This is a genomic window from Aquimarina sp. RZ0 (assembly GCF_008370685.1).
Taxonomy (GTDB): Bacteria; Bacteroidota; Bacteroidia; order Flavobacteriales; family Flavobacteriaceae; genus Aquimarina.
Genome location: NZ_VTZU01000054.1, coordinates 22,379 through 47,127 on the forward strand (window position 1 = coordinate 22,379; position 24,749 = coordinate 47,127).

The window sequence follows — 24,749 nt, forward strand, 5'->3', positions numbered from 1 at the left end:
ACCCTACATCATTCTCAAATTAATTACTTCTTGTTCTGTGAGTATACGCCAGTGACCTCTGGGAAGATCTTTTTTTGTTAATCCAGCAAAAATGACTCTATCCAATTTAGTAACATTATAGGTAAGGTGTTCAAAAAGTTTTGTCACAATACCATTTTTGGAAGACATTAATTGAATTCCGATTTCATTTTTTGGTGATCCTTCTATATAAGAAATCTCATCTATTTGTATAAAACCTTCTTCTAATTTTATTCCTTTCTCGATTTTCTGAAAATCTTCAAACTTAAGATTACGATCTAATTCTACGTGAAATATCTTGCGAACTCCCGTCTTATGGTGCGTCAGTTTTTTCTCTAAATCTGTATCATTGGTAAACAAAAGTAAGCCCGTTGTATTACGCTCTAACCTACCTACTGGTTTCAATAGATTCTTAGAAGCATTTGCTACTAAGTCCATTACCGTTTTTGTTTTTTCAGGGCTCGTACTTGTCACAAACCCTTTTGGTTTATTGAGTAATACATATTCCTTTTTATGTGGAGTAATTAAGCGACCGTCAAACTTAACTTCATCTGTCAGCTTTACTTTATACCCCATTTCTGTAATAGGTTTTCCATTTACCCAAACACTCCCGGTTTGAATATACAAATCAGCTTCTCTTCTGGAACAAACTCCCGAATTGGCAACAAATTTATTTAATCTGATCTCATCAGAATCAGAAACTTTCTTTAGTGTATTATTACTTTTTTTCAAAGGTGCATTACCTCGTGCATAAGATTTACCTTTTGGATTCCCTCCTTGTCTTCCTCTACCGTTTCCTTTCCCGGAATTATCTCCACGACTCATATAATCTTAAATTTTGCACAAAGATAGTTCTTTAGATGTTAGAAAAACAACTATTCTTCATCAAACCAAACAGTACTTTGCCGTTCTCGATTTACCTTCAATTGGGTTACATCGGGTCTGGAATAATGCCCTACAGGATCAAAATTCTGACGTTCTTGTAACACTCGATTAAAATCTAATGTTGCTATCAAAAGACCTTCGTCATTAAGAATTGGTTCCAAAATCCATTCTCCATCAGGTCCTGCAATACAAGAACCTCCATTACCCAGAATATCGGGAGCATTCTTTATAATCTCATCTATATGAGGTGTCGTATGAGGAAAATCTTCTTTTTTCATCAGACTGGATACAGAGATCACATATGACCTGGATTCTCTGGCTATAAATCTTGTTATATCTCTGGTATTATAGTCACTCCCCGGCCATACAGCTATATGCAGATTTTCTCCCTGACCATATAAAGAAGTCCTTGGTAATGGCATCCAATTTTCCCAACAGTTTAATCCACCTACAGTAAAAGCTTTTAAGGGATGAACTCTGAGACCATGACCATCCCCAGGAGACCAGGTTAGCCGTTCTTCATATGTAGGTTGTAATTTTCTATGTACCGATTTAATTTCACCATCCTGATTAATGTATACCAAAGAAGCATACAAGCTATGCCCTCCCCGATCTAATGGTCTCTCTATGATACCTAAATAAATTGCTATTTTATTTTCTTTAGCCAAACCACAGATTGAGTCCAGATCACCATTTTCGATAACTACTGAATTTATCGCATAATGTGCATGAATTTCTTTCTGAATTACACTGTCAAATTGTGCTCCATCAGTAAGTGATACCCAGAAAGGATACCCTGGCAGCAAGGCTTCTCCAAAAACTATTAATTCTGCTTCTTTGGAAGCAGCTTCGATTATTGAATTTTTTATTTTATCAATTGTTGCATTTTTATCCAACCAGACTGGAGATATCTGTGCCAAAGCGACGGTAAGTACATGTTTTTTCATCAAAAATTATAAATTATTTACATCTAGTGAGACTATTTTTTTAAGAAAACCCAAGAACCAAGCTAACAAACCAATAACATATAAAAAATTGATTTTCAAATAATTAATACCCTAAAAATGCATTACGGCTAAACCTCTTAATAACATTAAGGTAACATTAGAATCGTTTTGAAAATTCAATTATTCTCATCATTCTATAGCTAATCACTGAGGATCTTGTATCAAAAAAACAAATCCTTCTTAATACCAATAAGGGTAAACATATAAAAAGTATTTATTCTTCAAAGTTCATTTTATGTTAAAACATACATATTTTAACCTAAACATTACATTATCAATACATTATTATAAAACATAAGCTGAAAAAAAATGAGGAAATGAATCTAAATTTGCCTTGTAAAACTATAAGAAACAGTAATTAGTAACAAAAATTAAAATAGATAAAATGAAAAAATTAATCGTATTATTAGCCATAGTCTTTCTAGGAACAGTTCAAATTTTTGCCAATGACAAAAATACGCCTGAGAATGCACAACAAAAGTTAAGAAAAGAAATCATCACCTTATTAGACAAACCTCAAATAGTAGTTGAACAAGCAATTAAAGCGAATATTGAGTTCATGCTTAATGCTAAAAATGAGATTGTAATACTAACGGTAGATTCTGACAAAGAATTGATAGAAAATTATGTAAAAACAAGACTTAATTATAAAAAAATAAATTTTGAAGGTTCCGGAACTGGAAATACAATATTCAATATAACATTAAAGGTTGTAAAGCCAGCAATATAGAGTCTGAATAATACGATTTATAACTAAAAATTTCGCATATTCATCGTTTCTTTTTCCTTTCTACTTCGTTTAAAAAATAAACCGTAGCTATAGTTATGCTTGATTTTTTTGCCTTGCATAAAGAAAAAATAATTCAATGAATTTATACGAATTTTTTAATCACAAATCGTATAACACCATTTATCCTCTGAATTTACTGGAACAAAATGTCCTTTTTTATCTTACTTTCAGAATAAAAAATCATGTTTTGTTACAGTAAATTCAAACAACCAATAGAAAAACTTATATTCTAAAAAGATGCCCTAAATCAGTAGAGCATCTTTTTATACCATTTTGCTTTAAAAATACTTGGGGAAAAAGAATAAATTTAATAGGTAATTTTTAGATCAGAAATGGCATTATATATACATTACCAAAGCATTCTATCCAGAATCATATGCACATCAATTAATACAATGCTAAAAACACCTGAGACTATTATTAGCTTGAGTATATTATGAAGCCAAAAATAATGACTTTTACCCTTGGATACCCAAAGAGCAATTAAAAACAGGAATAACAGCCCTAAACACACGTAGAAATATAAAAACATATATCCTACCTCATATCTTGTCAATAATAAATAAATAGGAATACAAGAAGCGACTATTAATAGACTAATCAGTCGCTTGGAAGTCAACTCTCCATAAATAATTGGAATCGTTTTATAATTCTGGGCTACGTCTCCCCTTAAATTTCCTAAATCCTTTACCATTTCTCTCATTACCAACATTAAAAACAAAAAAGTAGCATGCACAAAAATTACTTCATCAAAGTTTTTGTAATAAATAAAAACGGCAAAAAATGGTGTTATAGATAAGGTAGAAGCAACAAAATTACCTATAAATGGCATTTTCTTTAGTTTATGAGAATAGAACCATATCCCAAAAACGTAAAGAGAGAAAAACAAAACTGCTTTAAAAGAAACATAGCTGGCAAGTATAACCGAAAGAAAGTTTAGAATAAAGTATCCGGTTAACTTAGTCTGCTGACTTACTAAACGGTCCAACATCGTTTTCTGAGGCCTATTGATCAAATCTTTCTCTCTATCATAAAAGCTATTGATGACATACCCTGCTGCAATTACTCCTGCAGATGCTAACACAATAACAAACAGATTCGCATCAAAAAGTACTTTTCTCAATGGTATATGAGGCGCTAGAATAAATATAGAGGTAAGATATTGTGCTAAAACAATAATAAGAATGTTATACCCTCTTACAATAGAAAATAAACTCAATAACTTAAGAAGAGTGAGTTTATTTTTTCTAGAAAACATGTTAAGTGTAAATCAATTAAAAGTTATATACCACTTCTAATTTGTAATCCTTGAGTGCAACTTGAGCCTTATTTAAATCTTGAGTAAAACCTAAGATATAACCTCCTCCTCCAGAACCACACAGTTTTAGATAGTAATCATTAGTTTCAATTCCATTTTTCCATAATGCATGGAATTGGGTAGGAATCATAGGTTTAAAATTATCTAAGACAACATGAGATAACTGTTTTATATTAGAAAACAAAGATTTTATATCTCCTTTTAAGAAATCATCGACACAGGCGTCCGTATGTTTTACAAATTGATTTTTAAGCATACTACGAAAACCTTCTTGTTTCATGTTTTCCATAAAAATGCTAATCATAGGTGCCGTTTCTCCAACGATACCGCTATCTAATAAAAACACTGCGCCTTTTTTATTTTCAACACTTTGCGAAGGAATTCCTGCTGGCTCTATATTATCTTTAGAATTAATAAGGATAGGAAGACTTAAATAACTATTCAAAGGGTCTAAACCAGAACTACTACCGTGAAAAAAAGATTCCATTAATCCAAAAACCTCTTTAAGTTTTAATAGTTTATCACGAGTAAGGTTTTCTAATACTGTAATCTTATCTTCTGCATATTTATCATAAATAGCAGCTACAAGTGCTCCACTACTACCCACTCCATATCCCTGCGGTATACTGCTATCAAAATACATTCCTGCCTTAATATCTGATTGCAACTTTTGGAGATCGAATTTTACAATCTCTTTATCCTCAATCTCTTTAAGATAGTCGGCAAAATCACGTAAGTTTTTATTAGATTTTATGGCATCAGCATCTGCACTATTTGATACTTTGAGCGCACCTTTAAAAAAGTTATAAGGTATAGAAAGTCCCTTAGAGTCTTTAATAATACCGTATTCCCCAAATAAAAGTATTTTAGAATAAAATAATGGTCCTTTCATTAGCGTATTTTTTCCTTTAGATCCAATTTGTATACCCAATTAGGATAAAGTTACAATAATTTAGCACCTAATCCTATTTTGTCGCAAATATACTGTCCTTTCTGACAATACACAACTAACTCACTAGTAATGAAATCTTTTACGTGGTTTTTCTCCTTCTCCGGGTATAATAAATGTACATTTGCCCCTGCATCTAATGTAAAACACAGTTTTGACCCTGTTTCTTTTCTATATTCCCATATTTTATTGATAATTGACAAGGTATTGGGTTTCATCAATATAAAATACGGAAGTGATGTCATCATCATCGCATGCAATGTTAATGCTTCGCTCTCTACTATTTCTATAAATGTGTCTAAATCCCCGGATATTAAAACATCTTTTAATCTGGTTATATTCTGATTTGCCTGCTGGAATCGTTCTGATGCAAAAGGATGCCCGTACATCAGACCATGACCTACGGAGCTACTTACTTGCTTTTCTCCTTTATCCACAAGTAGAATTGTATCCTGATAATCGGCAAAATTCTCATGAAATTGGTATGGGAATTTAATTGCATATCCATCATCACTCTCCGGTACATCATTACTTACCCCCCAAATCGTTATAGGCCCTTCAATACTTCTACACGCACTTCCAGAACCTAATCTGGACAAAAAAGATGCTTTTTGTAACACAAAGGAATCCGTAATTTCAGGATTGATTTTTTTTTCTAATTGCATCAAACAATACGCCAGAGCACTCATCCCACTGGCAGATGAAGCAATCCCACTACTATGTGGAAATGTATTGCTTGTTTCTATAGTAAACTGATATGCTTTCAGAAAAGGAAGATATGCTTCTATCCTTTCAAAAAAACTTTGGATTTTAGGGTTAAAATCTGGTTTTGTTTTTCCTTCAAAAAGTAAATCAAATTGAAAATCTGTAGCCGTAGTTTTTAATTTTTCATACCGCAATATTGTTTCCGTTTTGCAAGCACTTAATGTAAAACTTATAGACGGGTTTTCTGGTAACTGTACCCGCCGCTTTCCCCAATATTTAACCAAGGCAATATTACTGGGTGAAGTGCACGAAATGAATCCGTTATCAGGTAATAAAAGTGGTGTTTCAGATACAAATTGAAGGTAATCAATCATATTATAAAATAATTTTGGCAAAGATAAGTTCTTATCACAGTTAAAGGGTATCCTAGTAAAAATAAATTGTTATTTTAGTATTTTACTAACAAATTATAATGAAAATAAAATTACTGCGAATAGGAATTGCCATATTAGTGTGTTTGCTAATGGGTTTTCTGGGCAGTATTGCCACCCAATCTTCCATTAATACTTGGTATCCAGTCCTAAACAAACCTTCTTTCACACCCCCTAATTGGCTTTTTGCACCTGTCTGGACAACGCTATATATTATGATAGGAATTGCCGCAGGAATTGTTTGGAGTAAAGGTTTTTATCATAAATGGGTAAAAATTGCGTTATACCATTTTGGGTTTCAACTTTTACTCAATGCTGCGTGGTCCATTTTTTTCTTTGGAATGCGTGATCCTTTGATTGCACTAGTGGATATTATTGCCCTATTTATCCTGCTATTGTTTACAATCAAGTGGTTTAAAGTTGTAAACACAACTGCCTCTTACCTACTTATCCCCTATTTAATATGGGTTGCTTTTGCGGCTGCATTAAATTTTTGCATATGGCAGCTTAACTAAACCAAGAATAAGGAGTAAAATTTTATGAACAAAAAATCAATAGTCTTACAGACTACTTTAGAATTAATTACAAAACAAGGAATACGGGCAACTTCACTTTCACAAATTATAAAAGAATCAGGAGTTGCTAATGGTACCGTATATCATCATTTTAAGAACAAAGAAGAAATAATCACTGAGCTGTACCTAATGCTTACACAAGATTTTGGAACGGTCGTTATGCGTAATGTCCCCGAAGACGATCTTAAGAAAAAGTTTTCTATTATGTGGCTTAATCTATTTCATTATTTTGTGAATAATCCTCTTGCATTTGTTTTTTCAGAACAGATTGCCAGATCTCCGGAGATTCCACAATCCTTGAAAGATAAGGCCAGACAATATTATGCAGAAATTGAAAAGTATTTTAAAACAGGGATCAGTAAAAAAATATTCAAATCCTATAATACCATGGTCATGGAAGAGTTATTTTTTGGGAATGTAGTGTCTATTGTTAAAATTCACGAAAACGAAAAAGTAAAATTACTAGATAAGCATATCAATCAGGCCATAGAGATTTCTTGGAAAGGATTTTTAAAAGATTAATTTTTCAATAAATTTTTATAACAGATTTAATAAAAGATATAGAACTCATCTTGACTTTTAATTTTTAACCGAAAATGAGTTGAAATTTGACCAGATGAGGCACTTTTTATAGTTTATAGTAGCACTACAGACGAAAAAAGTAATGAAATATGGACTAATTTCAGCCATTTTTTAGGAAACAGAAAAAGTCAAGATGAGTTTATATAGATCTCTGGTCTCTGTATACGATTATTTCTATACATCCTTTAAACTACCTAATTCTAATAGTTTAAGTACTGTTTTTAGATTTCGTGTAGTCGCAGTACATTTTAATTTTTTTTCGAATAAATTATTAGAAAGCTTAGTTTTTCCATACCCATTTGAGGCATAAAAATAAACAACTTTGCCTTCAATGAAATACGCTTCCCCTTCTGAGCGATGTATTGCTATCTGATCCGTCATTTTAGAATTCGGAACCTCCGACAGCATCGTGAAATACATCTTTTTTTCTTCTATCTCATTATTTTTCAACCTTTCGATAAAAGGATTTTCATTATAAAGTGATTGCAAGTAAGCGGGCGTCATCACCAAAACAGGAACATCATACCCAAAATGATTTAAAATCTCATTCTTAATTACTGATTCTAAGGAGGTAGTGGTTTCTTCGTTACTTTTAAAAATAACATTTCCACTCTGTATATATGTAATAACTGATGCATATCCTAAATTCTCTAACATGGCTCTGAGATCAGCCATTTTGATTTTTTTCTGACCACTCACATTGATTCCTCGAAGTAACGCTATATATGTTTTCATTTATTCTAAAATTATAGCCTGAGCTGCAATAAAAGCACCAGTCCAGGCATTCTGAAAATTAAATCCTCCTGTAATGGCATCAATATTTAGAATCTCTCCAGCAAAATATAAATTTTTATGTTTTTTACTTTCGAAAGTCTTAAAATTTAATTCTTTGAGATCTATTCCTCCTGCGGTTACAAACTCTTCTTTAAAAGTACTTTTCCCCCGGACTTTAAAAACACCTCCCGTTAGCTCTTTTGACAATTTTAATACTTGAGTTTTATTAATGTCTGCCCATTTTTTATCCGAAGTAATTCCTGAAGTAATTGCCAAACTTTGCCAAAGTCGTTTGGACAATCCAAACTGAGCATACTTTAAGACTTGTTGTTTAGCATTCTGTTCTTTTAATTTTTTTAATGCTTCGATAGTTTCCTCCTGAGTATCATCCTGAAGCCAATTCACTATAATTTCAAAATTATATGCATACGAATTCAACTCGATGGCACCCCAGGCAGAAAGTTTGAGTATTGCAGGACCACTCATCCCCCAGTGCGTAATAAGCAATGGGCCATCACTACATAATTTAGAATTCTTAACTTTCACAGACACCTGTGTTGAAATTCCGGGTAGCTCTTTAATTCTGGAGTCTTTTATATTAAATGTGAATAATGAAGGAACTGCCTCGATAATACGATGATCTATCGTTTTTAGTTTTGTCCAAATTTTGGGATTACTTCCAGAAGCAATCATCAGCTTCACTGTTTCAAAATTACCTTGACTCGTTATGACTTTCCAGATTGTTTCTTCCTGATAAAAATCTTTTACCGAATGATTTGTTAATATCTCAATATTCAACTTTTTTGCCTCTGACAAGAAGCAATCAATAATCGACTTTGAAGAATCTGAGACTGGAAAAACCCTGCCATCCTCTTCAATTTTTAATGCCACTCCCCGACGCTCAAACCATTCCATCGTATCTCCTGTCATAAAGGTATGAAAAGGACCAATTAGTTCTTTTTCTCCTCTTGGATAATTTTTACTTAATTCATTTGGTATAAACGCGGCGTGTGTAACATTACAACGACCTCCTCCCGAAACACGAACCTTAGAGAGCACCTCTTTTCCTCTTTCTAAAATAGCAATTTTGAGCTTTTTATTTTTTTCGGCTACATTGAGTGCCGCAAAAAAACCAGCCGCGCCACCACCAACAATTATTAAATCATATTGCATCAGGCAAAATTAGGGAAATCTGTAATGATTCCATCTACCAGCCAGCTTTTTGATTGTTTTATCTGCTGTTCTTTATTGACTGTCCAAACGTATACCTCATATCCTTCTTCTTTTGCCAAAGAAACACCCTTCTCAGTGAGTGAAGAAATCGGCGGATGTACTGAATAAGCTTCCAGCTTTTTTGCTTCTGAGATTGCATGCATTATATCATCTTCTGTTAGCACACCTATCCTAAATTGAGAAGTAACAGATTTTATATCATGCAGCTGAGAATGATCAAAACTTGACACAATAAACTGATCAAATTTCCAATTTGAATTTGGAATATATTCTTCCAGCAATGTCATCACAGGTAGTGCCGTATTAACTCCTTTTAACTCTATATTAAGTTCACATTTTCCATCAACCAGTTCTAATACCTGATTCAGTGTCGGGATACGATATCCTTCTATAGTCATAAACGATTGCAAATCAACCAATGAATACTCTGATACTTTTCCTGACCCATTCGTAGTTCTATCCAATGTTTCATCATGAATTACTACCAACTCTCCGGAATTACAACAATGCACATCTATTTCTACTCCATCAACATTATGTTTCAGAGCTTCTTCTATAGATTCTAATGTGTTTTCTGCAACCAATCCTGCAGCACCTCGATGCCCAAATATTTTCATACATCTTTTTTTAGTCTTTAAAAATAACTAATATAACTATAGAATCCTTTTACCCTAACCTAAAATGCATATCCTACTGTAAATGAAAGTATCGGAATAATATCCCATCCGTTTTCAGTTTCACCATATGCCATTCCTGATTCAAAAGATAGATGTAACCAGTCAAAATAGGTACGCTGTAATCCATAAACCACTCCCACCGTTAAAAGATCTGTTGGATTACAATCCTGATTATCATTTATCTCTAATTTTTCATAAAATTCTTCTGAAAAATAATAGGTTCCTTTTAGCGAAAAGAAATTACCATTATTTCTTGTAATATTTTTACCTAATTTCTGTCTTCTTATAAAATTATAATAATACGATTTGTGATTAAAAAATTCGTATAAATTCATTGAATTATTTTTTCTTTATGCAAGGCAAAAAAATCAAGCATAGCTATAGCTACGGTTTATTTTTTAAACGAAGTAGAAAGGAAAAAGAAACGATGAATATGCGAAATTTTTAGTTATAAATCGTATAAAAACGATACTGCAAATCGATAATAGGTAAAAAGGCCAAAAAAGAATCAGAATTACCATTAGAATCTTCAGAAGTACTGGCACTAAAAATAATACCGGCATTAGCAAGAAATGTAGTTGTTCTGGTCACTCCAATTTCTGCTTCTACTCCCGGGATAAGAAAGTTACCCCTTAATTCTATAGGTGACACTGATGGTTTTTGCTGTGCGTACACGAAATGACCTGTAGCAATTACTAGTATGAGAACTACAATTATTTTTTTTCATTTGTAATGGTTTTAAAGTTATCTGTTTGTAACTTTAAAACCTCAAATGTTACCCTATAAAATGTTTTTTTTATTTGAAGGCCGAAAATCCAGTAATATCCATCCCGGTGATCAATAAGTGAATATCGTGTGTTCCTTCATAGGTTATAACACTTTCCAAATTCATCATATGTCGCATAATACTATACTCCCCGGTAATCCCCATTCCTCCCAGAATCTGTCTCGCTTCTCTGGCAATGTTAATCGCCATATCAACATTATTACGTTTTGCCATAGAGATCTGAGCTGATGTTGCTTTCCCTTCTTCTCTAAGAACGCCCAATCTCCACGCTAATAATTGAGCCTTTGTAATTTCTGTAATCATTTCGGCTAATTTTTTTTGCTGTAATTGTGTTGCTCCTATTGGTTTATCAAACTGTATTCTTTCTTTTGCGTATCGCAATGCTGTATCATAACAATCCATTGCAGCTCCTATTGCTCCCCAGGCAATACCGTAACGTGCAGAATCTAAGCAACCCAATGGTGCTCCTAACCCACTTTTGCCAGCTAGCAAATTTTCTTTAGGTACTTTTACATTATCAAAAATAAGTTCTCCGGTTGCCGAAGCTCTTAACGACCATTTATTATGAGTTTCGGGGGTAGAGAAACCTTCCATTTCTCTTTCTACCACCAACCCATGTATTCTCCCTTCTTCATTTTTTGCCCACACTACAGCTATATCTGCAAAGGGGGCATTAGAGATCCATAATTTTGCACCATTTAGTAAATAATGATCTCCTTCATCCCTAAAATTAGTGGTCATACCACCCGGATTAGATCCATGATCCGGCTCAGTTAACCCAAAACATCCCATAAACTCACCTGAAGCTAACTTGGGTAAATATTTATTACGTTGCTTTTCATCTCCATATTTCCAAATTGGATACATCACCAGAGAAGATTGAACAGAAGCTGTAGATCTTACCCCAGAATCACCTCTTTCTATCTCCTGCATAATCAAACCATAACTTATTTGATCCAATCCTGCACCACCATATTGTTCTGGAATATAAGGACCAAATGCTCCTATCTCTGCTAAACCTTTAATGATCTGATCAGGAAACTCTGCCCGTTGTGCATATGATTCTATAATAGGAGAAACTTCTCTTTTTACCCAACTACGCGCAGCATCTCGAACAAGCTTATGTTCTTCTGACAAAAGATCATCTATGTTATAATAATCAGGTGCTTCAAAAAGGTCAGGCTTCATAATTATGATTTTTATTCAAAAATAAAAAGTTTTTATAAGGAAACGATCACAAATTAGTCTTAATATTTTGGTTTTTTTGAAGAATATTTAAAAAATATCAAATAGTACGCTTCTTCTGGTCTTAGCGATATGTGATCTAATCTTACATCCAAAAAACTCAGATTACCGAATTTATATAAAAACAGCATCTCAATCACCTATACCGTACAAAAGCATCTTATTTGTAGCAAAATTCCTCAATATTTAAGTTAATTCTACATATTTTTAACAAGCTTAACAGTTCTTAACAGTTTTTTTAAAACATTTAAAACCATATACTTAACTTTAAAAAAAGCTTTTAAAAAGCTTTGGCATAGTTATTCCATCTGTATAAAATATCATAGTAAAAATAATTTAAAACTTAAGAACAACATGAAAAATTTATTTGTATTACCAGTAGTGGCTTTAGGACTTTTATTTGGGACTCAAAGTATAAACGCAAACGAAATTTCTTTTGATGAAACTGTAGAAGTTACTGTTCAGGAAAAATATATAGAATTAGCCGTTGAAAATTTACCTCAACCTATATTAGATGCAGTTGCCAAAGATTTTAAGGGGGCTACAATTAGCAAAGCTGCAGCAAAGGAAGATGCTTCTGAATTTAAATTAGAACTTACTAAAGAAGACGGAGAAACTGTAGAAGTACATTGTGATGCAGAAGGAAACTGGGTTTCACATTAATAACAACAAATAATAAAAATATTTAAAAGTTAATTTATTTAGACTATAAATTAAGCTTCGTAGAGTGATTAAATTTAGGAAAAGGAGAGTTTTATAATTCTCCTTTTTTTTATTACATTTTTAGATAAAACTCCTTCGTTAACTCTATATAGGGCTTCGTATATTGATGTCTGCCATTCTCTATAATTAATTGGTCAATTTCAAAATCTACATTATCAAAACCAAACAGCAACATACTTCTTTTAATATCTGACACAGGATTCCCTTGTACTCTTGTAATTCTATGAGGAAACAACCCAGCTTTTCTTGCGATAGCAACTACTTTTGTTTCTTCTTTATAAGGTATTATGATAGCCAACCTTCCTTTTTCAGAAAGTAAATGAGTCGCACCAATAAGTAAATGCTCAAAAGGAAGTGAATCCACAAACCTTGCGACATCTCTGCTAGCATCATTTGTTTTATAATTTTCTGTAAAAAAAGGAGGATTACTAATTAACAGATCGTACGTATCATCAATCTCTTGAAAAAATTCCTGGAAAGAAGCATGATAGCAAAACAAGCGATCCGACCATCCAGAAGTTTCAAAATTATCTACAGCCTGCTCATAAGCGTCACTATCAATCTCCAGTGCATCAATAGTTTCTGCAAAAGAACGCTGAGCCATCATCAGGGCAATCACACCTGTCCCAGTTCCTATATCGAGAATAGAATTAGTGGCATCAGAAATTGGAACCCAGGATCCTAGCAAAACACCATCTGTACCTATTTTCATCGCGCAACGATCTTGTTGTACTGTAAACTGCTTAAATCTAAATGGTTTCTCCATTACCTGAACTCTCAGAATTTTATAGATACAAATCTATTAAACCTTCTGGGGTATTTACAAATATTGTTTTTAATTCTCTATCTACTTTATCTATAAACTCATCATTCATGGGAATCAGGATCTCAACTCCATTATGATCAATCTCAAAAAGAGCTTGAGCCGTACTGTCATTAATATTTGTAACAACTCCTACTTCTCCATAAGATTGATCTATTACTTTAAAACCAATAACCTCATGAAAATAAAATTTGTCTCCCTCTAATTCAGGTAATAAATCCAGTGGCAAATAAATTTTAGCTTTCATAAGATCATCCGCCTCTTCTTCTGAATCTATATCTTCAAATTTTACTCTAAGCAAGTCACTTTTGTGGAGTGAAGATTTTTCAATAAAAAATGGAACCAAATTTTTGTTGTAATCAACAAAAACTGATTCCATTTTTATATAACTTTCGGGATCATCGGTATCAAGTTTTATCAATACCTCCCCCTTAAAACTAAATTTGCTTACGATTTTGCCTAGATAGAAGCACTCTTCTTTCTTCATCGTTAGTAATTTAATGACAACTATTCTTCTTCTTCGTTGCTAGCCGCTACATCAACAGCCTCTTGTTCTGTGGCCGCAATTGCTGCTGCCGCTTCTGCTTCGCGTTTTGCATTTACTTCTTTTTCTGCTTCAAGCACTTTCGCTCTAGCATCTGCTTCTTCTTTGTCTAAAGAATCTTTCTTTGCAGTAACAGATCCTTCTTTTTCCTGAATCCAAGCATTGAATTTTTCTTCAGCTTGTTCTTCAGTTAGAGCTCCTTTCTTAACACCACCCGCGAGGTGATTTTTTAACAGTGCTCCTTTATAAGACAAAATAGCCTTAGCAGTATCCGAAGGCTGTGCTCCATTTTGTAACCACTTAACCGCTCCATCAACATTTAAGTCAATTGTAGCAGGGTTAGTATTTGGATTGTACGTTCCGATCTTTTCTAAAAATCTACCATCCCTTTTTGATCTAGCATCTGCTGCTACGATCCAGTAAAAAGGCTTCCCTTTTTTACCGTGTCTCTGTAATCTAATTTTAACAGGCATATAAATTAATTTTTGGGTACACGACCCCGATTATAATTAAGGTGGGCAAAGGTAATCATTTTTAATAAATTAAATACTATCATATCATAGTGATTATAGACAGATTATAAAGTAGCGAATATTTGTAATCTAATACTCAAAATTCTCAGGTATACGAGGTAAAAATGTTAAAAGTAAAAACCTACTTTTTATATGAATAATCACTTAAATAATGTATTTTATCTATATTATATACTATTTAATCGATAAAAATGATAAAATTTATTTGTTTAAAATTGTTTTCTTAAGATTTTCATCTTATGTTTGTATTCATTAATCCTATATGTATTACATGTAAGATTTGTTAAAGCCCCAAGCATATGATTAAAAAAATTACCCTACTCACGGCAGTATTCTGCTTTATTTTAAGTTCCTGTACTACAGATATTGAGGTAAACACACCATCGCTACAGGCAACAATCGAAGGAAAACTATTCAGACCGGATATCAGAAAAGCAATTATTCATGACGATGGGACACTTGTTATTGAAGGAAATACAGGTTCTCAATCCATTAGTTTTGCAACTACCGCTCTTGAAATCGGTACTTACAAATTAGGTCAACAAGCTGTCAATGAAGTAAGTTTTCAGGATCTGGATGCAAAATTTGTTTCAGAAAATGGCATAACCGAAGGACAAGTAATAATTACTGATATAAGCGATAATTTAGTTTCTGGTAATTTTTACTTTAAAAATTTAAAAAATTCAAATGGAAAGTCTATGAATTTCCAAAACGGATGGTTTTATAGATTACCAATCGAAAATTTTGTGCCTGAAATACAAATTCCAGAAGAAGAAGAAATTATTATTCCGGATGAAGACGAACAGGAAGAAATAAATCCTTGCCTTCTCAACGCGTCTCTTACTGCCCGAATTAATGGTATAGAGATGATCACAGATGATCATGATGCCATTCCTTTTGGAGTAAACAATCCATCAATATTATTAAGAGCAAGTAATGAAACCGAAGAAATTACTGTTGTTTTCCCGATTGATGTGATTAACGGAACACATTCACTAACAGGATCTGGAGACTATAGTGCTACATATAGCATTAACAATGAAAAAGCATCTGCCGTGTCTGGCACATTAACTATTACTTCTCACGATACAGAAACTAAGTGCATCAGTGGAAGTTTTGAATTTACGACTACCAGTGGCGTAATTGTTACTGAAGGACTTTTTGATTTTGGATATTAATCACAACTCAGCTATAGTCCGAAAAGCGTTCATCTATTTATTTTGATGAACGCTTTTTATATAATAGAACTCATCTTGACTTTTTCTACTACATAAAAATGCTTTAAATATGTTAGCTACCTAACACTTAACTTCTTAGAGAATGTATTTTAAATGTTATCAATTTGTTAACTAAAACCTAAATAATTAATAAAACAACTTTCTGATTAATTAAAATACTTACCTCAATTTTATACCTAAGCCCTTCTAAAACAGTATCTTATTTATTTATAGGAAATATATTTCCTATAAATTTTATTTATTTTGTTTTTACAAACTCCGTAAGTATAAAATATTGTCATCGTCTCAACTTATATCAAAATTAGAACATTAGTTTTTGATTCATAAAAACGATTGGCCGATTGTTTTTTTTAACGATATAAACATTTTAAAAAAACACAAAATGAAAAATTTAAGAGCAATATTTTTAAGCATAATGACCGTCTCATTATTTATAGCATGCGGTGATGACGATACTACAATAATAGATCCACCAACTACTCCTTCAGAAGCTAGTTTATTATTAGAAAGTATTAGACAAGATGGCGGAATTCCTTTTGACGCAGACAATCCAGCACTTTCTTTTACGGCTGAACAAAACGTATTTTTACCTAGTGTATTAGGGATTGATTTTCGAATAGACAGATCTGTAGTCCCTGCCGGACCTACTGCAAGATTTCCTATGTTTCAAGGCTGGGAAACTACTACAAACGGACCTAGACGTTGTTATTATGTAATCACAGAATCATCCGACAGAGAAATGGCAAGAGAATTAGGTGTTATTTTTGCTCCAAGAATGGCAGAAGCTGTAGGATCTGGTGGAGAACAAAATGCAACTTGGACAGATGATGGCAGACTTGTTTTTGAAGGCTCTGTAGATTTTTCACCTAAACGATCGCTAGTAGCGGGAGGACAAGATGGATTACTATTTGGTTTCCCTCCAGCAGAGGTTAACCCGGGAGCGATCGCGGATGCTGCATGGTCATCTTATGTAGTGTTACCTAGTGGAATTGTTATTAATGCTCAAATGGTTGCTAATAGCACAGGTATTCATGATAGAATCCCTCATCCAGATGGAAACGGCCCAGAACAGGAAGATGACTTAAACAATCCTAATCTTGCCGCTGATCAAGCATCTGTTGTTATGCAATTGTTAGATGGATGGCAAGATGACAAACCTTACTACTTCCATATTGTTACCGATACTTCAGACCCAGGACCTGCTACTATCGAACTAGGCGTTTTTGCTCCAAGATTAGCTGAGCTACCAACATTTGGCTTGTTCCCAGGAGGATCTATGTTACCTTTTAGCCCAACTGCTAATGGTAGAACAACAGATACAGATGGTTTTGGAGTACAAGGTTTAAACACAGCCTCACTAAGTGAAAGACAAGTACAAGACCCTACTAATACTTTCCCTATTGATCCCAGCGATGAGCGATATGCTCCGATGTGGGACGCTCATATTACTGAATTTACGATCCCAGAAGCAGATCGTCCAATCTTAAGAAGTTTTGATCAGGTAAATGAGCTTTTAGCAGATGGAACTTTAATCCCTTTTAGAGGAAATATAAATCCAAATCCTTTGACAAACTCCTTATCTGATTTGTTAACCGCAACTGGGGCAATCATTAACTGCCCAGTAATTTCACAACCAGATAGCAGTGTGATTGGTACCCAAATTGGATTACCAAGAAATCAATAATCCTGAAAAAGCAAACAAGAGAAAATAATAATTTTCTTGTTTGCTTTTTGTTTTTTTTTGAAAAGCTTAGTTGCCATAAACGCTTCTGGGCTTTTCTGTTTTTATCATTTTTTCTTAAAAACTACTCAAACAAAATACAGCTATTTTTGTTTAGAGAAAAAAGTAAGTGTTGCAATAGCTACGGTGAAATTTTATTTTGAAGCATACGCAAAAGAACAGGTCTTAATACGTAATTTTGAAGCAGAAATGATATTACCTCTACAAATCTAGCTCCATCTGTATATTACATCTTTCATATGGTGTTGATTTTCCCGCTACTTTTTTGAACCCTAATTTTTTATATAAATTAATTGCAGGAGCAAGCATAGTATTACTTTCCAAATATACCTTATTCGCTTTAAGCGATATCGCCAGTTTAATGATAGCTTCCCCTAACATTCCACCTATTCCCTTGCCTTTAGCATCAGAAGACACAGCCATTTTTGCCAACTCATAGTCATATTCAGAATCATTCATTTTTATCAGAGCACAAACCCCAACAGGCATACCACCGTACAAAGCAACCAGAATAAAACCGCCTTTGTCTAGAATATACTCTTTTGGAAACTCTAATGCCTTTCTATCCATTTCTTCCATCTTAAAATAATGACGTATCCACTCTTCATTTAACTGACGAAATGTTTCTTTATACTGCAAACTATAGGGCACAATCTCTACATTCATAGACTCCCTCTTCTTTTTTTTCTCTTTTACTCTGTCTACCATCGACTTATCATCTAACAAGTATTCAAATTCTTCCATAGCATTCCATATATTATGTTTTGTTTGCTTTAATGCTTCATCTACAGCATTTCTAACATCTATATATTGTTTCTCAATTTTTAGAAGTACATCCCTCCCTTTGTCAGTAAGCATTATATTGTTCTTTCTCCTGTCATTTTCACCTTTTTTCTCAGAAACAATACCCTCTTTGGACATTTCTCTTACTATTTTGCTTACAGAAGGATGAGAATGACCTATTTCTTCTGCAATCTTAGTAATTGATTTTTCTTGATTTTGAGACAACACATGAAAAACAGGAAACCATTTCGGTTTTAAATCCACATCATATAACTCATAAATTTGTTTCGCATCTTCTGTGATTCGTTCGCTCAGTACTCTTAGTCTACTCCCTATGGCTACCGTACCAATACTATCAAAAAAATTCATATAAAATTAATTACGTAATTAGTTACGTAAATATATGAAATTATTGTAAAACCAATGATCTTACCGTTATCTTAAGGGAATTAAGCTTTTTCTACGCAATTAAAAGGTGGTTTTTCTTAAAAACCAATATGTAATATCGTTAATAATTCTGAATAACTTTACTTTATTCGCCCCCCCTTTTTGGTTATTTTTGGAAATCGATTTCCAAGGAAATATTGAACCTTCTCAAAAACTGATCTTTTTATGTATTTAATTTTTGATACCGAAACTACGGGATTACCTAAGCGTTGGGATGCACCTATTAGTGATACTGACAACTGGCCAAGATGTATCCAGATAGCATGGCAATTACATGATGAAATGGGTAATTGCATAGAACATCAGGATTATCTGGTAAAACCAGAAGGGTTTAATATTCCTTATGATGCAGAAAAAATTCATGGCATTTCTACGGAGCTGGCAGCACAAGATGGAATTAGCCTTGCTGAAGTCTTAGAGAAATTCAATATCGCTTTATCCAAAACCAAATTTGTTGTTGGACAAAATGTTGGCTTTGATGTTAATATTATGGGAGCCGAGTTCTATCGACTCGATGTTCAAAACAAACTACAAGAATTACCTGTTTTAGATACATGTACAGAAACGACAGCTAGTTTATGTCAAATTCCTGGTGGTCGTGGAGGTAAATTCAAACTCCCTACCCTAACAGAACTTCACGAGTATCTTTTTGGGACTGCATTTGGAGAAGCACATAATGCAACTGCCGATGTAGAGGCCACAACCCGATGTTTTCTTGAATTGATTCGTAAACAGATATTTACTCAGGAAGAGCTTGATGTAGAAGCTAATTATTTCCAAAATTTTAAAGAGGTTAACCAACAACCTATACAACTAATAGGTTTAAAACACATCAATCTCAAAAAAGCTTCTCAAAAAATTCTGGAAGCACTGAACAAACAAGAAGGAGCTGATTTATCACAACAGGAAATCAATAAAAATATTGCAGCGCTGGATGCTGTCAACTTTGCTCATTTACATAATCACACGCAATTTTCAGTCTTACAATCCACAACCAGTATCCCTGATCTTGTAAAAGTTGCCGCAAAGCACAAAATGACTGCAGTCGCAATGACAGACCATGCCAATATGATGGGAGCTTTTCATTTTGTATCTGCTGTTACCAATCACAATAAAAGTGTAAAGGCCACCAATGAAGAAGCAATCCAAAATGGCGAAGAACCTACCGAAGTAGAAATAAAACCAATAGTAGGGTGCGAATTTTTTGTTTGTGAAAATCATACTGACAAATCCAGAAAAGATAATGGATATCAAATCGTATTAATTGCTAAAAACAAAAACGGATATCATAATCTGGCAAAAATGTCCTCAATTGGATTTGTAGATGGCTTTTACTACCTACCCAGAATCGACAAAGAAATTATTAAACAATATAAAGAAGATATTATAGTACTTACTGGAAATCTATATGGAGAAGTCCCCAGCAAAGTATTAAACGTTGGAGAAAAACAAGCCGAAGAGGCTTTATTATGGTGGCATCAGGAATTTGGAGATGATTTATATATAGAAATAATGCGCCATAATCAGGAAGATGAAAACCGGGTAAATCAGGTACTAATAAACTTTTCAAAAAAACATGGCATAAAAACTATTGCCTCCAATAACACCTATTATTGTGAAAAAGAAGATGCAAATGCTCACGATATTTTATTATGTGTAAAAGATGGGGAAAAACAGGCTACACCAATAGGCAGAGGCAGAGGATATCGATACGGTCTGCCTAATCAGGAATATTATTTCAAATCTTCTGAAGAGATGAAAATCTTATTCAAAGATCTTCCGGAGGCAATTATAAACATACAAGAAGTTGTTGATAAAATAGAACCTTTTGTACTTGCCAGAGACGTATTGTTACCTGCTTTTGATATCCCAGAACAATTCCAATCAGAAGAAGATGCTATTGACGGAGGTAAACGAGGCGAGAATGCGTATCTGAGGCACATTACCTACGAAGGAGCAAAAATTCGCTATACAGAAATTACTCCGGAAATTGACGAACGATTAGATTTTGAATTAAAGGTAATTGAAAAAACAGGGTATCCGGGATATTTCTTAATTGTTGAAGATTTTATTCGTGCTGCCAGGGATATGGGAGTCTCTGTAGGACCAGGTCGAGGTTCTGCAGCTGGTTCTGCTGTTGCATATTGCTTATGGATAACCAATCTGGATCCAATTAAATACGATTTACTTTTTGAGAGATTTTTAAATCCTGACCGTGTCAGTATGCCCGATATTGATATTGATTTTGATGATGAAGGTCGAAGCCGGGTGATGGACTATGTAATCGAGAAATATGGAGCCAATCAGGTAGCACAAATCATTACGTATGGAACAATGGCCGCAAAATCATCCATACGAGATACTGCCAGAGTATTAGACCTCCCTCTAAGTGATGCTGATAGAATTGCCAAACTTATTCCTAACATGTCTAAGCTTGGAAAAATCTTTGGAGCGGATGAAGCTACTTTGAAGAAAAAATTTAGAAGTGATGAATTAGAAAAAGTAAATGAACTATTAAATATTGCCGAAGGTAGTGATCTAGAAGCCGAGACACTAAATCAGGCCAGAATCTTAGAAGGTTCTGTGAGAAACACAGGAATACATGCCTGTGGTGTCATCATCACTCCGGATGACATTACCAAGTTTGTACCCGTTGCACTAGCCAAGGATTCTGATATGTACTGTACACAATTTGATAACTCAGTTGTAGAAAGTGCAGGCTTATTAAAAATGGATTTCCTGGGGTTAAAGACATTAACTTTAATTAAGGACACTGTTAAGATTGTAAAAGCAAAACATGACGTAGAGCTCGATCCCGAAAACTTCCCGCTAGATGATGATGAAACCTACGCGTTGTTCCAACGTGGAGAAACGGTAGGTGTGTTCCAATATGAATCCCCCGGGATGCAAAAATATATGAAGGAATTAAAACCTACTGTTTTTGCAGACCTTATTGCCATGAATGCGCTATACAGACCCGGCCCATTAGAGTACATCCCTAGTTTTATTAATCGAAAACATGGGACAGAAGAAATTAACTATGATCTTGAGGCCTGTGAAGAATACCTAAAGGAAACCTATGGAATTACGGTATATCAGGAGCAAGTAATGCTCCTGTCTCAAAAGCTAGCAGATTTCACCAAGGGTGAAGCAGATGTACTTCGTAAAGCGATGGGTAAAAAGCAGAAAGCAGTTTTGGATAAAATGAAACCCAAATTCATCTCTCAGGCTTCTGCAAAAGGACATGCTGAAGATAAATTAGAAAAAATATGGAAAGACTGGGAAGCTTTTGCAGCTTATGCCTTTAATAAATCACATTCTACCTGCTATGCCTGGATTGCCTATCAAACAGCATATCTAAAAGCACATTATCCGGCAGAATACATGGCGGCAGTACTTTCTAATAATATGAATGACATCAAGCAAGTTACCTTCTTCATGGAAGAATGTAAACGAATGAAGCTAGAAGTATTAGGCCCAGATGTTAATGAATCATACAGAAAATTCTCTGTAAATAAAAATGGTGCCGTCCGTTTTGGGATGGGTGCGATCAAAGGTGTGGGTACTGGAGCTGTTGCCACTATTGTGGATAACAGAAAAGAAGATGGCCCATACAAATCAATTTTTGATATGGCAAAACGTATTGATCTGAGAGCCGCCAATAAAAAAGCTTTTGAGAGTTTGGCACTTGCCGGTGGTTTCGATTCTTTTACAGAAACTCATAGAGGTCAGTATTTCCACAAAGAGGGAGATGACGGAATTACTTTTTTAGAGAAAGCCATGAAATATGGAGCTAAATATCAGGAGAACGAAAACTCCTCGCAAGTAAGTTTGTTTGGTGAGGCTAGCGACGTTCAGATTCCCGAACCCATAGTTCCGCCTTGTGAAGAATGGGGAACTATGGAAAAACTGGCAAGAGAGAAAGAAGTGGTAGGGATTTATTTATCAGGACATCCTCTGGATGATTTTAAATATGAAATGAAATATTTTTGTAATGGAACACTTCTTAATTTTGCAGACCTGGACAATAATTTGAATCGTGAGATCTCATTTGGAGGTGTTATTACATCAGTAGAACATAGAACTTCTAAAAATGGAAAAGGATGGGCTACCTTTATAGTAGAAGATTATAATACTGCACACGAATTCAGAGTTTTTGGAGAAGATTACCTAAAACACAGACCTTTTTTAGTACAGAGCACTTTTGTGTATGCCAAGGCATTTATTAAAGAAGGCTGGGTAAATAGAGATACCGGTAAGAAAGGAGATCCCAGAATACAATTTAACAGTTTCCAACTTCTGCATGATGTTATGGAAACCTACGCGAGAAAACTCACTATTCAACTGGATATTAATGATCTTTCTGATAGTAGAATAGATACCTTAAAAGAATTACTAACAGAGCACTCTGGAAATCACACATTAAATTTTGTGATATTCGAAATGGCAGAAAAATTAAAATTACATATGCCCAGTAGAAAACAGAAAGTTAATATTTCTCAAGAACTCCTAAAAGCGTTAGAAAATGATGCAGTGTATTACAAACTTAATTAACTCTTAAAAAAAATAAGTAAACTACCTCGGGGCAAGCCCACGAGGCATTTATTAGAAAAAAATAGTTCGATTTCGAGAGAAGCCTCGGAGCATTTAAATCTCGATTATCGAGCAAAGAACACTTCTAAAACTTTTATCTTATACGATTTGTGATTAAAAAATTCGTATAAATTCATTGAATTATTTTTTCTTTATGCAAGGCAAAAAAATCAAGCATAGCTATAGCTACGGTTTATTTTTTAAACGAAGTAGAAAGGAAAAAGAAACGATGAATATGCGAAATTTTTAGTTATAAATCGTATTAGTTAAGTAGTTTATCTTTTTTTAGAGCACAATAATATTTCTCCTTGTTCCTCATCAGTTATCTTTTCTCTGTACTGCAATCATCATATGCGGGCTAAAGGATAAGAGGTTACTGTCATTCTCTGTTACCTCTATAAGTTCTAGTAATGTTTTTCGCCCGTTATCATTCCACATATTAGTAAAATAATCTTTATCCAACCAAACCATTCCTTCTACTGCATATATATTAATATGGATTAAATCTTGATCTGTAAACTCTTTTTTTAGTTCTTCAGGTTTATGGTAATATGCTTCTGCCAAAAGCCAGGGAAACTCCTGCGGTGGATTGTGGATTCCGGTTATAAGTTCTTCTTTACACATTTCAAAAAATGGTTTTTTATGAATGAGTCCATTTAAAAGACCTACCAGAGTTGATGCTGTATAATTAATTGCAAAACCCAAAATAATTCCGCCATTCTTAAGAACACGCTTCGCTTCTTTTATAGTTTTGTCTCTATCCTCTTTTTTCTGAAGATGATACAGCGGTCCGTGAAGAATTATTAAATCTGCAAAATTATCCGGGAACTCCAGTTTTCGAGATTCACCCAAGTAAACAGAAAACGTATTATTCAGTTTAGCAGCTCTCTTTTGAGCTATTTTTATATGTTTAGAAACTGGTTCTACCAAATGTACCTCGTGCCCTTTTTCAGCCAACCACTCAGAATACTTACCAGTTCCTCCTCCAACATCAATTATTTTTGAACATGAAAAAGGAATATATTTCTCTATGAGTGTTTTAATTCTTTCAAATTCAAACACACCCATTCCTTGATCAAGCCTGGTTTCTTCTGATGCATTACTATAAAACAATTCTATATCTTTACTTATTAATTGTTTATTATTCATTTTTAATATTTAATTTATTATCGATTATTACATTTTGAAATGCTGAATTCATTTGCATGTGATGAATTAACTGACTTATACGATTTGTGATTAAAAAATTCGTATAAATTCATTGAATTATTTTTTCTTTATGCAAGGCAAAAAAATCAAGCATAGCTATAGCTACGGTTTATTTTTTAAACGAAGTAGAAAGGAAAAA

At 33.7% G+C, this 24,749-nt stretch carries 23 protein-coding genes; 7 read left to right on the top strand and 16 right to left on the bottom strand.

Translation table 11 applies throughout. The annotated features are described in order from the left end of the window. Positions 1 to 3: 3 nt before the first annotated feature. Positions 4 to 843, bottom strand: a complete 840-nt coding sequence (locus F0000_RS19035) for a pseudouridine synthase (protein WP_149626317.1) — start codon at positions 841 to 843, stop codon at positions 4 to 6. Positions 844 to 893: 50 nt separating this feature from the next. Continuing rightward, positions 894 to 1,850: a carbon-nitrogen hydrolase family protein gene (locus F0000_RS19040; RefSeq protein ID WP_149626318.1), complete on the bottom strand. Its 957-nt coding sequence runs from the start codon at positions 1,848 to 1,850 to the stop codon at positions 894 to 896. Positions 1,851 to 2,295: 445 nt separating this feature from the next. On the opposite strand from F0000_RS19040, the gene F0000_RS19045 reads away from it, so the two are divergent. Further along, a complete protein-coding gene (locus tag F0000_RS19045) occupies positions 2,296 to 2,640 on the top strand; it encodes a hypothetical protein (protein WP_149626319.1) in 345 nt (114 codons plus the stop codon). A 409-nt stretch (positions 2,641 to 3,049) separates the two neighbouring features. On the opposite strand, the gene F0000_RS19050 is transcribed toward F0000_RS19045, so the two are convergent. Genes F0000_RS19050 through F0000_RS19060 form a run of 3 tightly spaced genes read right to left on the bottom strand, consistent with a single transcriptional unit; the run spans position 3,050 to position 6,046 of the window. Continuing rightward, positions 3,050 to 3,958 carry a geranylgeranylglycerol-phosphate geranylgeranyltransferase gene (locus F0000_RS19050; RefSeq protein ID WP_149626320.1) on the bottom strand — a complete coding sequence of 303 codons (909 nt, stop codon included), beginning with the start codon at positions 3,956 to 3,958 and terminating at the stop codon, positions 3,050 to 3,052. 16 nt (positions 3,959 to 3,974) lie between these two features. Then, positions 3,975 to 4,910: a mevalonate kinase gene (locus F0000_RS19055; RefSeq protein WP_149626321.1), complete on the bottom strand. Its 936-nt coding sequence runs from the start codon at positions 4,908 to 4,910 to the stop codon at positions 3,975 to 3,977. A 50-nt stretch (positions 4,911 to 4,960) separates the two neighbouring features. Further along, positions 4,961 to 6,046, bottom strand: coding sequence for a diphosphomevalonate/mevalonate 3,5-bisphosphate decarboxylase family protein (locus F0000_RS19060; protein ID WP_149626322.1), 1,086 nt, complete (start codon positions 6,044 to 6,046; stop codon positions 4,961 to 4,963). Between the two features lie 98 nt (positions 6,047 to 6,144). Here F0000_RS19060 and F0000_RS19065 point away from each other — a divergent pair, with 98 nt between their 5' ends. Together F0000_RS19065 and F0000_RS19070 are read left to right on the top strand one after the other, a co-directional pair. Next, positions 6,145 to 6,618 carry a TspO/MBR family protein gene (locus tag F0000_RS19065; RefSeq protein ID WP_149626323.1) on the top strand — a complete coding sequence of 158 codons (474 nt, stop codon included), beginning with the start codon at positions 6,145 to 6,147 and terminating at the stop codon, positions 6,616 to 6,618. Positions 6,619 to 6,642: 24 nt separating this feature from the next. Then, the gene (locus F0000_RS19070) at positions 6,643 to 7,200 is read left to right on the top strand and encodes a TetR/AcrR family transcriptional regulator (RefSeq protein WP_149626324.1); all 558 of its coding nucleotides are present in this window, start codon (positions 6,643 to 6,645) and stop codon (positions 7,198 to 7,200) included. Between the two features lie 234 nt (positions 7,201 to 7,434). Here F0000_RS19070 and F0000_RS19075 read toward each other — a convergent pair whose 3' ends face one another. The 6 genes from F0000_RS19075 to F0000_RS19100 all read right to left on the bottom strand — a co-directional run bounded on the left by F0000_RS19075 (position 7,435) and on the right by F0000_RS19100 (position 11,919). After that, positions 7,435 to 7,995: a DUF1697 domain-containing protein gene (locus F0000_RS19075; RefSeq protein WP_149626325.1), complete on the bottom strand. Its 561-nt coding sequence runs from the start codon at positions 7,993 to 7,995 to the stop codon at positions 7,435 to 7,437. Next, positions 7,996 to 9,207, bottom strand: coding sequence for an NAD(P)/FAD-dependent oxidoreductase (locus tag F0000_RS19080; RefSeq protein ID WP_149626326.1), 1,212 nt, complete (start codon positions 9,205 to 9,207; stop codon positions 7,996 to 7,998). Then, on the bottom strand, positions 9,207 to 9,884 hold the full coding sequence (locus F0000_RS19085; RefSeq protein ID WP_149626327.1) for a glycerophosphodiester phosphodiesterase family protein: 678 nt from the start codon (positions 9,882 to 9,884) through the stop codon (positions 9,207 to 9,209). The genes F0000_RS19080 and F0000_RS19085 overlap by 1 nt, the downstream gene beginning before the upstream one ends. 59 nt (positions 9,885 to 9,943) lie before the next feature. After that, positions 9,944 to 10,279, bottom strand: coding sequence for a hypothetical protein (locus F0000_RS19090; RefSeq protein ID WP_149626328.1), 336 nt, complete (start codon positions 10,277 to 10,279; stop codon positions 9,944 to 9,946). 109 nt (positions 10,280 to 10,388) lie between these two features. Next, the gene (locus tag F0000_RS19095) at positions 10,389 to 10,595 is read right to left on the bottom strand and encodes a hypothetical protein (RefSeq protein WP_149626329.1); all 207 of its coding nucleotides are present in this window, start codon (positions 10,593 to 10,595) and stop codon (positions 10,389 to 10,391) included. A 145-nt stretch (positions 10,596 to 10,740) separates the two neighbouring features. Then, complete coding sequence (locus F0000_RS19100; RefSeq protein ID WP_149626330.1) at positions 10,741 to 11,919, bottom strand: acyl-CoA dehydrogenase family protein; 1,179 nt, start codon at positions 11,917 to 11,919, stop codon at positions 10,741 to 10,743. 411 nt (positions 11,920 to 12,330) lie between these two features. Here F0000_RS19100 and F0000_RS19105 point away from each other — a divergent pair, with 411 nt between their 5' ends. Continuing rightward, complete coding sequence (locus F0000_RS19105; protein WP_149626331.1) at positions 12,331 to 12,639, top strand: hypothetical protein; 309 nt, start codon at positions 12,331 to 12,333, stop codon at positions 12,637 to 12,639. A gap of 112 nt (positions 12,640 to 12,751) precedes the next feature. Here the strand turns inward: F0000_RS19105 and F0000_RS19110 are convergent, their stop codons facing one another. From F0000_RS19110 to F0000_RS19120, 3 genes are read right to left on the bottom strand one after another with little or no spacing between them, the layout of a single operon-like run. Further along, entirely contained in the window at positions 12,752 to 13,465 is a 714-nt protein-coding gene (locus F0000_RS19110) for a tRNA1(Val) (adenine(37)-N6)-methyltransferase (RefSeq protein WP_149626332.1), read from the bottom strand. Between the two features lie 19 nt (positions 13,466 to 13,484). Then, on the bottom strand, positions 13,485 to 14,009 hold the full coding sequence (rimM, locus tag F0000_RS19115; protein WP_149626333.1) for a ribosome maturation factor RimM: 525 nt from the start codon (positions 14,007 to 14,009) through the stop codon (positions 13,485 to 13,487). 20 nt (positions 14,010 to 14,029) lie between these two features. Next, positions 14,030 to 14,539, bottom strand: coding sequence for a 30S ribosomal protein S16 (locus tag F0000_RS19120; RefSeq protein ID WP_149626334.1), 510 nt, complete (start codon positions 14,537 to 14,539; stop codon positions 14,030 to 14,032). Positions 14,540 to 14,898: 359 nt separating this feature from the next. Between F0000_RS19120 and F0000_RS19125 the strand changes: the two genes are divergently transcribed. Together F0000_RS19125 and F0000_RS19130 are read left to right on the top strand one after the other, a co-directional pair. After that, positions 14,899 to 15,777: a DUF6252 family protein gene (locus tag F0000_RS19125; RefSeq protein ID WP_149626335.1), complete on the top strand. Its 879-nt coding sequence runs from the start codon at positions 14,899 to 14,901 to the stop codon at positions 15,775 to 15,777. Positions 15,778 to 16,219: 442 nt separating this feature from the next. Continuing rightward, entirely contained in the window at positions 16,220 to 17,521 is a 1,302-nt protein-coding gene (locus F0000_RS19130) for a hypothetical protein (protein ID WP_149626336.1), read from the top strand. 258 nt (positions 17,522 to 17,779) lie between these two features. Here the strand turns inward: F0000_RS19130 and F0000_RS19135 are convergent, their stop codons facing one another. Continuing rightward, on the bottom strand, positions 17,780 to 18,730 hold the full coding sequence (locus F0000_RS19135; RefSeq protein WP_149626337.1) for a helix-turn-helix domain-containing GNAT family N-acetyltransferase: 951 nt from the start codon (positions 18,728 to 18,730) through the stop codon (positions 17,780 to 17,782). 243 nt (positions 18,731 to 18,973) lie between these two features. Here F0000_RS19135 and dnaE point away from each other — a divergent pair, with 243 nt between their 5' ends. Next, positions 18,974 to 23,362 (top strand): DNA polymerase III subunit alpha, encoded by a 4,389-nt coding sequence (dnaE, locus tag F0000_RS19140; protein ID WP_149626338.1) that lies wholly within the window; start codon positions 18,974 to 18,976, stop codon positions 23,360 to 23,362. A 357-nt stretch (positions 23,363 to 23,719) separates the two neighbouring features. Here dnaE and F0000_RS19145 read toward each other — a convergent pair whose 3' ends face one another. Continuing rightward, on the bottom strand, positions 23,720 to 24,550 hold the full coding sequence (locus F0000_RS19145) for a bifunctional 2-polyprenyl-6-hydroxyphenol methylase/3-demethylubiquinol 3-O-methyltransferase UbiG (protein ID WP_149626145.1): 831 nt from the start codon (positions 24,548 to 24,550) through the stop codon (positions 23,720 to 23,722). Positions 24,551 to 24,749 lie beyond the last annotated feature (199 nt).

What these genes read in the sequence shown, in the direction of transcription:
- F0000_RS19135 (WP_149626337.1), bottom strand. Translation starts at nt 18,730, where the DNA reads ATGAATTTTTTTGATAGTATTGGTACGGTAGCCATAGGGAGTAGACTA.
- F0000_RS19130 (WP_149626336.1), top strand. Translation starts at nt 16,220, where the DNA reads ATGAAAAATTTAAGAGCAATATTTTTAAGCATAATGACCGTCTCATTA.
- F0000_RS19090 (WP_149626328.1), bottom strand. Translation starts at nt 10,279, where the DNA reads ATGAATTTATACGAATTTTTTAATCACAAATCGTATTATTATAATTTT.
- F0000_RS19125 (WP_149626335.1), top strand. Translation starts at nt 14,899, where the DNA reads ATGATTAAAAAAATTACCCTACTCACGGCAGTATTCTGCTTTATTTTA.
- F0000_RS19145 (WP_149626145.1), bottom strand. Translation starts at nt 24,550, where the DNA reads ATGAATAATAAACAATTAATAAGTAAAGATATAGAATTGTTTTATAGT.
- F0000_RS19070 (WP_149626324.1), top strand. Translation starts at nt 6,643, where the DNA reads ATGAACAAAAAATCAATAGTCTTACAGACTACTTTAGAATTAATTACA.
- F0000_RS19055 (WP_149626321.1), bottom strand. Translation starts at nt 4,910, where the DNA reads ATGAAAGGACCATTATTTTATTCTAAAATACTTTTATTTGGGGAATAC.
- F0000_RS19075 (WP_149626325.1), bottom strand. Translation starts at nt 7,995, where the DNA reads ATGAAAACATATATAGCGTTACTTCGAGGAATCAATGTGAGTGGTCAG.
- dnaE (WP_149626338.1), top strand. Translation starts at nt 18,974, where the DNA reads ATGTATTTAATTTTTGATACCGAAACTACGGGATTACCTAAGCGTTGG.
- rimM (WP_149626333.1), bottom strand. Translation starts at nt 14,009, where the DNA reads ATGAAGAAAGAAGAGTGCTTCTATCTAGGCAAAATCGTAAGCAAATTT.
- F0000_RS19045 (WP_149626319.1), top strand. Translation starts at nt 2,296, where the DNA reads ATGAAAAAATTAATCGTATTATTAGCCATAGTCTTTCTAGGAACAGTT.
- F0000_RS19100 (WP_149626330.1), bottom strand. Translation starts at nt 11,919, where the DNA reads ATGAAGCCTGACCTTTTTGAAGCACCTGATTATTATAACATAGATGAT.
- F0000_RS19035 (WP_149626317.1), bottom strand. Translation starts at nt 843, where the DNA reads ATGAGTCGTGGAGATAATTCCGGGAAAGGAAACGGTAGAGGAAGACAA.
- F0000_RS19120 (WP_149626334.1), bottom strand. Translation starts at nt 14,539, where the DNA reads ATGCCTGTTAAAATTAGATTACAGAGACACGGTAAAAAAGGGAAGCCT.
- F0000_RS19110 (WP_149626332.1), bottom strand. Translation starts at nt 13,465, where the DNA reads ATGGAGAAACCATTTAGATTTAAGCAGTTTACAGTACAACAAGATCGT.
- F0000_RS19060 (WP_149626322.1), bottom strand. Translation starts at nt 6,046, where the DNA reads ATGATTGATTACCTTCAATTTGTATCTGAAACACCACTTTTATTACCT.
- F0000_RS19065 (WP_149626323.1), top strand. Translation starts at nt 6,145, where the DNA reads ATGAAAATAAAATTACTGCGAATAGGAATTGCCATATTAGTGTGTTTG.
- F0000_RS19040 (WP_149626318.1), bottom strand. Translation starts at nt 1,850, where the DNA reads ATGAAAAAACATGTACTTACCGTCGCTTTGGCACAGATATCTCCAGTC.
- F0000_RS19080 (WP_149626326.1), bottom strand. Translation starts at nt 9,207, where the DNA reads ATGCAATATGATTTAATAATTGTTGGTGGTGGCGCGGCTGGTTTTTTT.
- F0000_RS19085 (WP_149626327.1), bottom strand. Translation starts at nt 9,884, where the DNA reads ATGAAAATATTTGGGCATCGAGGTGCTGCAGGATTGGTTGCAGAAAAC.
- F0000_RS19050 (WP_149626320.1), bottom strand. Translation starts at nt 3,958, where the DNA reads ATGTTTTCTAGAAAAAATAAACTCACTCTTCTTAAGTTATTGAGTTTA.
- F0000_RS19105 (WP_149626331.1), top strand. Translation starts at nt 12,331, where the DNA reads ATGAAAAATTTATTTGTATTACCAGTAGTGGCTTTAGGACTTTTATTT.